This window comes from Paenactinomyces guangxiensis, assembly GCF_016055185.1.
Lineage (GTDB): Bacteria > Bacillota > Bacilli > Thermoactinomycetales > Thermoactinomycetaceae > Paenactinomyces > Paenactinomyces guangxiensis.
In genome coordinates, this window is the sequence record NZ_JAECVR010000027.1 from 1 (window position 1) to 12404 (window position 12404).

General features: G+C 43.5%; 14 protein-coding genes. 11 read left to right on the plus strand and 3 right to left on the minus strand.

What is annotated here, in order from left to right:
* The first annotated feature begins 566 nt into the window (after positions 1-566).
* A complete protein-coding gene (locus I8U27_RS18155) occupies positions 567-1466 on the plus strand; it encodes a GNAT family N-acetyltransferase (protein WP_181754536.1) in 900 nt (299 codons plus the stop codon).
* Positions 1467-1572: 106 nt separating this feature from the next.
* Here I8U27_RS18155 and I8U27_RS18160 read toward each other — a convergent pair whose 3' ends face one another.
* The gene (locus I8U27_RS18160) at positions 1573-2196 is read right to left on the minus strand and encodes a hypothetical protein (protein ID WP_181754538.1); all 624 of its coding nucleotides are present in this window, start codon (positions 2194-2196) and stop codon (positions 1573-1575) included.
* A 104-nt stretch (positions 2197-2300) separates the two neighbouring features.
* Here I8U27_RS18160 and I8U27_RS18165 point away from each other — a divergent pair, with 104 nt between their 5' ends.
* Positions 2301-2510, plus strand: a complete 210-nt coding sequence (locus I8U27_RS18165; protein WP_181754540.1) for a hypothetical protein — start codon at positions 2301-2303, stop codon at positions 2508-2510.
* Between the two features lie 342 nt (positions 2511-2852).
* Here I8U27_RS18165 and I8U27_RS18170 read toward each other — a convergent pair whose 3' ends face one another.
* Together I8U27_RS18170 and speE are read right to left on the minus strand one after the other, a co-directional pair.
* A complete protein-coding gene (locus I8U27_RS18170) occupies positions 2853-3206 on the minus strand; it encodes a hypothetical protein (RefSeq protein WP_181754542.1) in 354 nt (117 codons plus the stop codon).
* A 107-nt stretch (positions 3207-3313) separates the two neighbouring features.
* Positions 3314-4159 carry a polyamine aminopropyltransferase gene (gene speE / locus I8U27_RS18175; protein WP_181754544.1) on the minus strand — a complete coding sequence of 282 codons (846 nt, stop codon included), beginning with the start codon at positions 4157-4159 and terminating at the stop codon, positions 3314-3316.
* Positions 4160-4360: 201 nt separating this feature from the next.
* Between speE and I8U27_RS18180 the strand changes: the two genes are divergently transcribed.
* From I8U27_RS18180 to I8U27_RS18220, 9 genes are all read left to right on the plus strand, one after another.
* Entirely contained in the window at positions 4361-4759 is a 399-nt protein-coding gene (locus I8U27_RS18180) for a gamma-glutamylcyclotransferase family protein (protein WP_181754546.1), read from the plus strand.
* A gap of 184 nt (positions 4760-4943) precedes the next feature.
* Positions 4944-5393 carry a MarR family winged helix-turn-helix transcriptional regulator gene (locus I8U27_RS18185; RefSeq protein WP_181754548.1) on the plus strand — a complete coding sequence of 150 codons (450 nt, stop codon included), beginning with the start codon at positions 4944-4946 and terminating at the stop codon, positions 5391-5393.
* Positions 5394-5505: 112 nt separating this feature from the next.
* Positions 5506-6342 (plus strand): glutamate racemase, encoded by an 837-nt coding sequence (gene racE / locus I8U27_RS18190; protein WP_181754594.1) that lies wholly within the window; start codon positions 5506-5508, stop codon positions 6340-6342.
* A 70-nt stretch (positions 6343-6412) separates the two neighbouring features.
* Positions 6413-7480, plus strand: a complete 1068-nt coding sequence (locus I8U27_RS18195) for a GerMN domain-containing protein (RefSeq protein WP_181754550.1) — start codon at positions 6413-6415, stop codon at positions 7478-7480.
* A gap of 137 nt (positions 7481-7617) precedes the next feature.
* The gene (rph, locus tag I8U27_RS18200) at positions 7618-8397 is read left to right on the plus strand and encodes a ribonuclease PH (RefSeq protein ID WP_181754552.1); all 780 of its coding nucleotides are present in this window, start codon (positions 7618-7620) and stop codon (positions 8395-8397) included.
* Between the two features lie 48 nt (positions 8398-8445).
* A complete protein-coding gene (locus tag I8U27_RS18205; RefSeq protein WP_181754554.1) occupies positions 8446-9075 on the plus strand; it encodes an XTP/dITP diphosphatase in 630 nt (209 codons plus the stop codon).
* 17 nt (positions 9076-9092) lie between these two features.
* A complete protein-coding gene (locus I8U27_RS18210) occupies positions 9093-9593 on the plus strand; it encodes a metallophosphoesterase family protein (protein ID WP_181754555.1) in 501 nt (166 codons plus the stop codon).
* 258 nt (positions 9594-9851) lie between these two features.
* Positions 9852-10265 (plus strand): group I intron-associated PD-(D/E)XK endonuclease, encoded by a 414-nt coding sequence (locus I8U27_RS18215; RefSeq protein WP_181754595.1) that lies wholly within the window; start codon positions 9852-9854, stop codon positions 10263-10265.
* Between the two features lie 455 nt (positions 10266-10720).
* The gene (locus I8U27_RS18220) at positions 10721-12211 is read left to right on the plus strand and encodes a chitinase (protein ID WP_181754597.1); all 1491 of its coding nucleotides are present in this window, start codon (positions 10721-10723) and stop codon (positions 12209-12211) included.
* Positions 12212-12404 lie beyond the last annotated feature (193 nt).

Consider the following 12404-nt stretch of genomic DNA (forward strand, 5'->3'; position numbering starts at 1 on the left):
CGATTGGCTAACGCTTCAAATTCAGCAGACCAGTTAAATGCATCTATTTCAATATGTTCAACAACTTGTTTATCCGTTTGAAAGTCCATTAAGGGTTCCTCACCAAATAGTTATAGTCAATTCACAACTCTATATTACACTAAATCCAAAAAATACAACTGTAGTACTAGAAGCATATCAGGTTACGCTGGAAGAATGTAAAAGAGTGAGAGAGGATCAGGATTACATAATTTAAAAAAATGGCGGTTCGGAAAAGTAGCCAAATCTTCTTTTCAAACAGAGATACCTCGTTTATAAAAAGGAAGGGAGCCTCTCGGGCGGCTCCTTTCCTTGCCTATCTAAGTAAGCTTTTTATCCTGTTCTTAGAATAAGATAATGAAATTTATAGACACCATGAGTAACAAACTAAAAAGTTTTTTTATTCCTAGATCTCCCCCATACACCAATGGAGTGACAATATTTAGAAAAAAATTATTTTTTATCTCAACAAATGGATGGATAGGTTCTTTTCATGTGAATGGCGAATCGTTTTATAGACATAAAAATGACTAGTGAGGGGAAACCATATGGTCACATTCCGTTCTTTAAGCGATTGCACCTGGAGAGACGCAGTAGATATTTGGAATCGGGGATTTGAAGGCTATGCCATAGATATGACCACTGATGAGAAAAAATTGACGGCACATCTGGCAAAAAATGATTTATCCCCTGAATATTCAATTGTTGCCTTCTACAAGGGGGAACCGGCAGGAATCATACTTAACGGCATTCGCCGGATTGAAGGGAAAAAAGTGGCGTGGAACGGAGGAACAGGGGTTGCCAAACCGTTCCGTGGCAGGGGAATAGGGAAAGGGATGATTGAAAAATGTCTGGAGATCTATCGTAAACATGGAGTTGAGGTTGCTACTCTTGAAGCGCTTGAAACCAATCAGCCTGCGATAGCTTTATATAAGAAGATGGGCTATGAAGTCAAAGATACTCTTCATTTTTATTCTTTGGATCAGACTCACCCTGATCACTATACAGAAGGTAAATTTCCATATCGTGTGCAACGGGGCATGAGCCGGGAGATCATGCGGTTGCCTTTTTGGAGAAAATGGACCCCCTGGCAAACGCAATTGGCCAATGTGCCGGAAGCTGAATCGGTCATTGTAGAAAACGAACAAGGTGAAGCTGTCGGATATGCATTATTTAAAGAAAATACGGATGAGACGGGGATGAGGACAGGAACAGTTCTGCTGCAGTGTGAAACCTCATCTGGCGCAGAGGATCAAAAGAAAGTGATCCAATGTTTATTATCCCGTGTATTTCGATTTAATGAATATGGAAACCAGTCACCGGAAAAGTACTCCTGTTCCACTTTTAACCTCACCACCAATAAGGATCTGCTGCAAATCCTTAAAGAGTGGGGATTTCAAAAGAAAATGGGGCAGGTCTGGATGGAGTGCCCGATCCGGCAGACTTAAGTAAATGACAAGTTGAACCCGGATGTTCCATAGAAGGTTGGAAAACCGGGTTTTTTGTACTTTTTAAGATTTGGCTTTAGCTGCTATCATTTTAGAATGCATATGTCTATTCTTTGAATGTACCGATCCATACGTCCCCGGTATAAATACTGTAAATCGTTTCAAATTCCCCGTTACCCATGTCTATCTGTTTAATTTGATCAGCTTTCGTTCTGATTCTCTCCGCTTCTTTTTTCGTGTACCAGCCCTCTGTTAAATCGCTTTCCGTGTATGTCACCTGATTCAGATGCAACTTCCAGGAAAATCTCTTCAACTGATCCCTGATTGAATCAAACTTGTGATATGGAAATGGTTTTGTATTTGGATTCACTTCAAAGGTTTTGTCGTAAAAGTGAAGACAACTTTTATAGGCGACAACGATTTGAGAATGGATGAAGTCAGGGTCATACAACCAGATCTTTAAATAGAAGTCTTCACCCGTTTTTGTCATTTTTTTATGCCAGTCCAGATAAATTTCAATCATTTCCGCCAATACCAACCGGCTGTACCAGAGAGGAGGATTTCTCTTCTCCAGGTTATACCAGGGGTAAATCCAAATCTTAACATAATCCCGGTGGTATTCTTCCAGCGTTTTCATATCGAGAGTATTGACTCTTTGTTTCCAATCTTCAATCTTGCGAATCTGCCTTTTCCAACCTCTGACTTTCTTTTTTGAGGGGCTGTAAAACATGAACTTGTCCTCCAGTGGCTAACATCTTAGAATATATAAAAGAGTCTTGGAATGAACTCAAATTTAAATAATTATATCATTTTTTAAATTGGGGGACCGAAACGATGTGTGATATACAAAGATATCCGGGAGAATGGAAGCTGTCCAGTTATGAACGAGCGGAGATAATCATTGAACCGACCTGGGACCGGGTTGAATCTCTGTTAAAGCAGATGGATGGGAGTACCTTCACACAGGTCTCACTGGATTTAAAAGGGGTAGGCGGCATGTTGGCCAGTGGTGGAAGAAACACACCCTTTCATTTTTTCAATTGAAGGTGATTCGGAGGATTTTAGGGAAGAAGACCCTCGTCTTGACCCTGACGAGCCGATTTATTCCATCCTTTTTTGAAGAAGATGGAGACTCGCATCAATTAATAAAAAAGAATTCGCCCTTTACAAAGGACGAATTCACAGTGATTGAAAGCAGTTGTGCAACTGACATTCCAGTTCCTTATTGTGTTCATTGGGAAGAGGTTAGAGAAGCTTTTTTAACCTTTTACCAAACAGGTACTTTGTCTCAAAAACTTTACTGGGAGTATGGTGCCTAGTAAATAAAATTCACTGCTTTGCATGATGCTGATTTCCATTATGACCAGAACACTACCAGCACATAAACTATGCACCCTTTTCCGTTTTGCCGGTACGAATAAGCCACAAGTGTTGAAAATATTCGGTGACGGTTAATAAAAATCCGGTTAATGCTGCTCCGACCCAAGTGACTCTGGCACCTGCAAAAAAGAATGGGCTTATATACATAATCACTGTTGCGGCCACAAAATCGATGATATTACTGATCCAAAAAGTTCCTCTTCGCAGCATCAGGATTTCCATCGCGTGGGCGGCCACAGCGAGCACCAGTCCAACGACAATAGGCTGCCAAAGAGCGGGGTAGTATACGTCCCTGAACAGAAACGCAGATAGTACCACAACGGTTGGACAAACAATGAGTTTGACGATTAAGCCGATCACTGGTAAATCCCCCTTTATCTATTAATCATTTCCGTTAAAAGGGAATTTATGTATAAAAAAACAACCTCACCTGAACAGGTGAAGTTGTTTACCGGGACGGTGTTGGGTTATAGCTGAATAAACTCGGGAAGATTGAAGCAGCTGTGCAAAATTGCCTGATTGACGTATTTGGTTTTTTTATCAAAATGATTAACATGAATCTCTTGGTATTTTTTAGAACCCAGAGTGAAACTCCATAAACCCCCTGGGTATGTCGGGACCGTTGTTGTATACAGTTTTGTGACGGGAAAGAGGTTCTGGATATGACCAAAAGTTTGTTTCAGGACATCCATATGAAAAATGGGGGACTGGCTTTGGCAGACCATTAAACCGTCTTCCTTCAGGGCATGATAGATGTCCTGATAAAAACTGCGTTCAAATAATTGCTTCGCGGGACCGATGGGGTCGGAAGAATCAACGATAATCACATCGTAATGGTTTTTGTATTTTTTAACGTGTTGAATTCCGTCATCAAAGATAAAGTGAACACGCGGATCTGATAAGTTCCCCGATACTTCTTGTAGATATTCTTTACAAACTTTTACGACCCACTCATCAATTTCCACCATATCAATATTTTCCACATGGGAGTATTTCGCTGCTTCACGCGCCGCTCCACAATCCCCTCCGCCGATAATCAGGACGTTTTTGGGGTTTGGATGAATGGAAAGCGGGATGTGTGAAATCATCTCGTTGTATATGTAACCGTCCATTGAGGTCGTTTGCACAACTCCGTCAAGCACAAGCATCCTTCCAAAGTCATAAGAATCGAGAATCATCACATGTTGAAAAGCGGATGATTTGGAGAACACAACTTCTTTGATGCGATAACTAATTTTCATATTTTCCCGCTCATCTTCAATGAGCCACAAATCTCCGTTCAGTTGTTGCAAGTATTTTGGTTGATCAGGCATCTCATCTCCTCCTTGTCTTCTGTATGGATGTTATACAATCAACAATTTTATCAAAAGTGGCAGGTTTTTTGCAGGGTTGATCAGACTGTATATGTGTATTGTTATGTTATACCTGACTATTTATCACACAAAAATAACTGTGAACACTGTCAATGAAACGGTTATAAAATCATACAAAAGGGGTTTTAGGGAGGGGTGCAGATGAAAAAGTTGATACGGGATTTATTTGTTTATGGCAGTTTGCGCAAAGGAATGAAGTACAGTCACTACTTAAAAGGGGCTGCCCTTGTGGGACGGACGGCCTGGATCAGGGGGGAATTGTATGATACAGGAGAAGGATATCCGGGGCTGATTCAAGGAAAAGGGAAAGTGTATGGAGAAATTTACCATATAGATGGACGGCAATTGAAGAAAATTGACGCACTTGAAGACTACTTTGGCCCTGATCACCATCTCAATCTCTATGAGCGAATCACCACAGAGGTTTATACACCCGGCGGAGCTGTGCAAGCTCTGGTTTACTTTTACCGCGATCAAGATCAATTAAAAAAGAATGGGATATGGATTCCTTCCGGTGATTGGAGGCAATATAGAGGGTAATATTTACAATTATTAAAAATCGCAGCGTGATGTTAGTTAGAAGGATTTTATTCAATTTCGTAGAAAAAGGTTTATATAAAAAACTGCTGGCCCATAGGAATAAGTGTCTCTGTTTGTCAACCGCCCTATTTTTTTATATACTTTTCTAATGAACCTTTTATTTCAAGGGTCAAAGGGGAACTGTATGAATACGCATCAGCCTATATCACCGGAAACAGTTAAGGATATTGAACGTCTGTTGAGAGAGATCAGCGTAATTGTGAAGCGAAAGGGACGGGAAATTTTAACAAACTTTCCCATTACACCGCCGCAATTTACTGCTTTAGTCTGGCTGAATGATGAAGGGGATATGACGATTGGCGAGTTGAGCCAGAAAATGTTTTTGGCTTGCAGTACGATGACCGATTTGATTGATCGTATGGAGAAAAATGGTGTTGTTGAGCGGGTAAGAGACGATCGGGATCGACGGGTCGTACGGATACACCTTTTGGAAAAAGGCGCCCAGATCATTAAAGAAGTGATGGAAGCCCGCCGCCAGTACCTGGCTGAAATCCTGTCACACTTATGTGATGATGAGGCATTGCAGATTAAAGAGCATTTGTCTGTGTTATTTGAAGAAATGAAAAAAAGCTGATGGATTTCTTGCCCCCTGTACCCGAAGGGGGCAAATTTCATATACTAGAACAACGAAAAAGTAAACTGTCTTTCGGCAGGTAGTTACAGAATGGAGATGAATTGGGCACATGATGTACCCGGCCAATGAACATGCGATTGGCATTTTAGACTCAGGAGTTGGAGGACTCACTGTTGCCAAAGAAGTGATGAGGCAACTGCCGAGAGAAACCATTTATTATTTTGGAGATACCAAACGCTGCCCCTATGGACCGCGTTCCGAACAGGAAGTACGCCAGTTCACTTTTGAAATCGTTCATTTCCTGTTGCAGTTTCCGCTGAAAGCCATTTTGATTGCATGCAATACCGCAACTGCCGCTGCGCTTGAACAAGTGAGACAACAGCTGGAGATCCCGGTTCTCGGGGTTATCGAACCGGGAGCGAGAGCGGCGATTAAAGCGACAAAACAAAACAGTGTCGGTGTGATCGGAACAGAGGGAACCATTCAAAGCGGGGCTTACGAAAAGACATTAAAGCGAATCCATCCGATGCTAAACGTATCCAGTTTGGCTTGCCCCGCGTTTGTTCCTCTTGTAGAAAGCGGTCAGCGCCAAACAGCCTATGCCAGACAGGTGATTGCCGAATCTCTTAAACCTTTTCAATCAAAAAAAATGGATACTCTGATTCTCGGTTGTACCCATTATCCCTTATTGGCCGGCCTGATAGCCGGGGTAATGGGAAAAGATGTTGCCATCATCAGTTCAGCGGAAGAAACAGCCGCAGAATTGAGCACTATTTTACAGCATCAACATTTACTGGCCCGGAGAGAAAAGCCTCTGCACCGATTTTTTACCACAGGCTCTGCAGACTCTTTTAAAAAGATCGCCCAGGATTGGCTGGGACAAGCGATTCGGGTGGAAACGGCTGAGCTGGAGCCGGTCACCCCGGCTTACCGGGTGAAAGTTTTTTAGATTTTAGTGATAAATCCTCCCGGGACTCGTATACATGTACTAAAACAACCTTGTCCTGGGAGGGAATGAAATGCGCAGATATACCATTCGAGCGGCAGCTGTTCTTTTGCTAATACCCTTGGTTTTAACGGGTTGTCTTTTCGGGCCGGAGCAAAAGTCGAGCGGCCAGATTGATCCGCCACCGGCTAATGTCCAGAAGAACAGCGCTCAACCTGTACAGGCCAGTGAAACAGCCGAAGCGAAAGAGAGCAAAAAAGAGCAAAAGAAAACAAGCGGATTGGAACTTTACTTCTTAACCGAAACGGGTTATATTGTCCCTTATGCCCTTGAACTTCCATCTGTTAAAGGGATTGCCAAAGAAGCCATGAAATTTATGGTTAAAGGCGGACCCGGAGAATCGATGCTTCCCAAAGGTTTTTCACCCATCCTTCCAAAGGGAACCAAGATTAAGGGATTAGATATTCAGGATAAAACAGCTACGGTTGATTTCTCCAAAGAATTCTTAAACTATGACCTCAAACAGGAAGATAAGATTTTGAGCGCATTAACCTGGACATTGACCGGTTTTCCCAATGTAAAAGAAGTAAATATCTGGGTGGACGGGCGTCCGTTAGCAGTGATGCCCAAGGGAAAAGCGCCGGCTCAGGGTTTGACGAGAAGTCGCGGTATTAACCTGGAGATTTCCCCGGGGGTGGAAATGGGCCAAAGCATGCCGGTCACCCTTTATTTCCTGGGGCAAACTGCGGATAATTCCGTTTACTATGTACCAGTGACCAGAATGGTAAAACGAAATGAAAATGTTGCACACGAAGCCCTTAAAGAGCTGATTAAAGGGCCGATGCAGAACTCCAATTTAAGCGGGGCATTGGATACAGCAACTGAAGTGAACCGTGTCCAGATAAAAGGAGATGTGATCACGGCAGACTTTGATGAGCAGCTCCTGCAATTTAACGATCAACGCTCGGCTTCTAAGGATGCGCTGAATTGCATTGTTTTCTCCCTGACGGAAAATTCTCCCGCAAAAAAAGTAAAAATCACAGTAAATGGTAAGCAAAATGTATCTGAGGCAGGAGAGAAAACAAAGCCTTTTGATAAACCGGTCACACGCCCCCAGATCGTCAATCCCAATGGACTTTAATGAGCAGACCAGCCTGGGCCAATGGAACAATCGAACAAGGGATGATCAAGCAATCATTCCTTTTTTCTTTTTCTCATTCGGAATATTGGCGAAGGGTATGCTATACTTAAATGACTTGGCACAGGAGGGAAACAGCATTGAGAGTTGACGGTCGTACATACGATGAACTAAGAAAAGTGGAGATTTTACGCGATTATATTAAGACCGCTGAAGGTTCTGTCTACATAATGGTTGGCGATACCCGGGTGATCTGCACTGCTACCGTCGAAGAAAGAGTTCCGCCTTTCCTTCGCAATTCAGGCAAAGGATGGATTACCGCTGAATATTCAATGTTGCCACGCGCCACGCAGACCAGAACGATTCGGGAAGCGAGCAAGGGGAAATTGAGCGGGCGGACAATGGAAATTCAACGGTTGATCGGCCGGGCATTGCGATCTGTTGTTGATCTGAAAGCATTGGGAGAACGCACATTATGGTTGGACTGCGATGTGATCCAGGCAGACGGCGGAACGAGAACCGCTTCGATCACAGGAGCGTTTGTGGCTCTGGTTGATGCACTTGTACCGATGGTTAAAAACGGGACGCTCCCATTTCTCCCCATTAAAGATTTTCTCGCAGCAACGAGTGTGGGAATCATCGGCGACAATGCGTGTCTGGACTTATGTTATGAAGAAGACTCCAGTGCCATTGTCGACATGAACGTGGTGATGACCGGTTCCGGCAAATATGTGGAGATTCAGGGAACAGGGGAAGAGTCCCCGTTTAGTCCCGAACAATTTAATGAATTATTATCTCTCAGCAGACAGGGAATCGAACAACTGATCCGCATCCAAAAAGAGGTATTAGGAGAAAATGCGGAATTTGTGGGGAAAACAAATTCCGCATTATCAAAAAAAGAATCGACAGCCCATGAATAAAATCTCATGGGCCCCTCTGATCATCAAGATAGAAGGAGCATCTTAGTCATGAAGGTATGGCCTTTTCCGTATATCATTATTGCAACGGGGAACAAGAACAAGTTACGGCAGTTTGCCGATTTATTTGCACGGGATTTGCATCTGGATGCGAAAGGCTTAAGTGATTTTAGCGGTCTTCCTGAAATTGTGGAAGATCAGGACACGTTTGAAGGAAATGCACGTAAAAAAGCCGAAACCATCTCCAATGCTCTGCAAGCACCAGTGATTTCCGATGACTCCGGCTTAGTTGTTCCCGCATTAGATGGGGAACCGGGGGTTTATTCCGCCCGCTATGCCGGACCGGATGCCAATGACGAGCGAAATAACCGGAAGTTGCTCAAAAAGATACGTTTTGTCCCTGAACAACATCGACAGGGAATATACGTCTGTGCGATGGCTCTGGCTGTCCCGGGAGAGGAAACGCAACTGGTTCGCGGGGAATGTACAGGGATCATTATTGAGGAGCCCCGCGGGGATGAAGGGTTTGGTTACGATCCGATTTTCTATTTGCCTTCGGAGCAGAAGACGATGGCCGAGTTACCGGCTGAAAGAAAGTACCAAATCAGCCATCGCGCCAAGGCAACGGAAAAATTGACGGCTCTTTTAAAGAGTAAATATATATTTACACCTCAATCATAATCGGGGGTGAGAATGAGATGAAAGTATTGATTGTCAGCGACTCGCACGGCAAAGGAAAATTACTTCAACAAATCGTAAAGCGCGTCTCCGTAGATCATGTGATTCACTGCGGTGACTTTTGTACAGACCGGAAAGAATTGCCGAAGGTTTCACTCACTGTGGTAAGAGGAAATTGTGATTGGGAACGAGTTCCTGAGGAGCAAATCTGGGAAAGGGGAGGCCTGCGTTTCTTTGTGACCCACGGCCATAAACACCGTGTGAAAACAACACCGCTCCCGATTCGCTATCGGGCGGAGGAATTAGGAGCAAAAGTTGCCTGTTTTGGCCACTCTCACTTTCCATTTTGCGAACAAGTGGGGAACGTCTTGTTAATCAATCCCGGCAGCATTTCTTACCCCAGAGGGTTCAATTATCCCACTTATGCTTGCCTAGAGCTCGTTGAGGGCAAGATAAGTGTAACTTATTATAAGACGGATGGCCAAAAAATCCTTGAACGGGGCGGAACATTTTCAATCTAGGGAATGATCCGTTCCCGAAAAATCAAATTTGGATAGAAAAGCCTATTGACTTATTAAGCCTGTCTGGTATATGATTATCTTGTCACTTTTAAACCCGAGTCCCAGTAGCTCAGCTGGATAGAGCAACGGCCTTCAATTAGGAGCCTTTATAGGAAAACAGAAACCTATAAAGTGGACGGCACTATATCGGTGAAGCCTTAACAGGTCATGCTGATGGTAACACCGAGGAAACTTACGATCTCCTTCAGAGGTGGCAGGATAAAACACCATACAAAGTCTAAAGGAGATTTAGGAGTTTTGAAGGCTCAAGTTGATTTGTATCAAAAAGGTTATAAGATACTTTATCCCCAAACTGAACATGCTCCCTTTGATCTGGTTATTTATAAAGATAACCAATTTAAAAGGGTCCAGGTTAAGTATAGGGAACTTAACCTACATGGGGTACTGGAAGTAAGATTTAGATCATCATATTGTAATAGTCATGACGTGGTAATGAAAGATACAATCAAGCATGAAATTGATGTTTATTGTGTCTATTGTCCGCAAACTGATGAATGTTATTACTTTGATCCTATAACCTTTAACAAGTCGATCAGCTTGAGGGTAGAAACTCCAAAGAATAATCAGATGCAAAATGTGAAATTTGCTCGTGATTATCGTGAGATTCCGTAGAGACTATACGTGCCGCACCTGAAATGGTGAAGATATAGTCCAGACCACAAACAACGTTTCTTGGTGGCGAAAGCCATAGTGGTATGCTAAGCCGTCGGTCGGGAGTTCGAATCTCTCCTGGGACACCATATGAATGAAAAACCAACGTTTATCATACGTTGGTTTTTTTATGTATTTTAGTAGAGTGACTTATGCGATTAGAAGCAGGGTTCTGTGAAATATAAAATATATTAATATTTGATTTACAAAATAGATCGGAATATAATTAATAATGTAAGAACATCAGGTTGTCTATACCATTTCAAATCTGCCAAAGTTTTCTCATCAAATTAATTTAGGGGTGATTCAGCTTGATTTCTTTTTCTCCTTTGCCGCCCCGTTGTCCGCCCGTCAAAAGGTCACTGTCGAAGAAGGCGTTTACCATTGCTGTCATCCTTGCGCTTCTGATCAGCATCATGCCGGCAGGAACTTTCGCTGCCAGCGCATGGGCGCCCAACGTTTCCTATACTCAGGGCGATCTGGTCACATACGGGGGAAGTACGTATAAGTGTCTTCAATCACACACTTCCCTCCTCGGCTGGGAACCCCCAAACGCCCCTGCTTTATGGTCATTGCAATCTCCGGGAGGAGGCGGGGAAGAGGATACGCAGCCTCCGAGTGCCCCGACCAACTTGACTGCACCTGTGAAAACGGATACAAGCGTCAGTCTGTCCTGGACAGCTTCAACTGACAATGTTGGTGTAAGCGGATACAACATTTACAAAGGTTCCGAACTGGCAGGAACGGCAACAGGTACTTCGTTTACGGTTACAGGTTTAGTTCCAAACACCTTGTATACCTTTACAGTAAAGGCGAAAGACGCAGCAGGAAATGTATCGGCAGCAAGCAATGCAGTGACGGTAACCACCAATCCCTCATCCGGTGGAGGGGGCGGCGGTGAAGGGAAAAAGCTTATAGTCGGTTACTGGCATAATTTTGATAATGGTTCGGGTTTTATCAAACTAAGGGACGTTTCTACCAAATTTGATGTGATCAATGTTGCTTTTGCCGAGCCGGTTGGTGGTTCTACGACTGGAACGATCGGTTTTACCCCGTACAATTATACTGATGCAGAGTTTAAAGCCGATGTCGCCTATCTTCAGAGCCTGGGTAAGAAGGTAGTTATCTCGATTGGTGGTGCCAATGGCCAGGTTCAGCTGGCAACCCCTGCTGCGAGAGACAATTTCGTCAGATCGATGACTGACATTATTGAAAAGTACGGGTTTGACGGGATTGATATTGACTTTGAAGGACATTCTCTCTATCTCAATCCGGGGGATACAGATATAAATAATCCTACCACTCCGGTGATTGCGAACTTAATTGCAGCGATCCGAACGATTAAATACCACTTCGGGGATCAATTTATATTGACGATGGCTCCGGAAACATTTTTTGTACAAGTGGGTTACAGTTATTACGGAGGAAACGGCAATGGCGTGGACAATCGGGCCGGTGCATATCTGCCGGTGATTCATAAGCTGAGGGACATTCTTTCCTGGCTTCAGGTACAACATTATAATTCGGGACCCGTGACTGCTCTTGACAATGAGTACTACAACATGGGGAACGCCGATTTCCACGTAGCGATGGCCGATATGGTGTTACAAGGTTTTCCTGTTGCCCGCAATGCAAATAACTTTTTCCCGGCATTAAGGCAGGATCAGGTTCTGATTGGCTTGCCCGCCAGCGTAAATGCCGGCAATGGGTACACATCTACCTCCGAAGTACAGAAAGCGTTGGATTACTTAGTCACAGGAAAGTCCTTCGGTGGAAGATATCAGCTTAGAAACCCTTCCGGGTATCCGGGCTTTAAAGGATTAATGACCTGGTCGATTAACTGGGACGCTTTTAACCATTTTGAGTTCTCAAATAGTCATCGTTCATACCTCGACAGTCTCCAATAGAACCGCTTTACTCATTGGGATCTGATTTAAAGGCTCTGATGAAAAGGTTCATCGAATGAAGTGACCGGGAATGTAGAAGTTGTTTCTGTATTTTAAGAAGTTGATGGCATGTTTTGCAAGCAGTTATCTGATAAGACAGACTAGATTTTATAATACGATATTTTTCAACAAAGCGGAAGAACCAGATCAACTG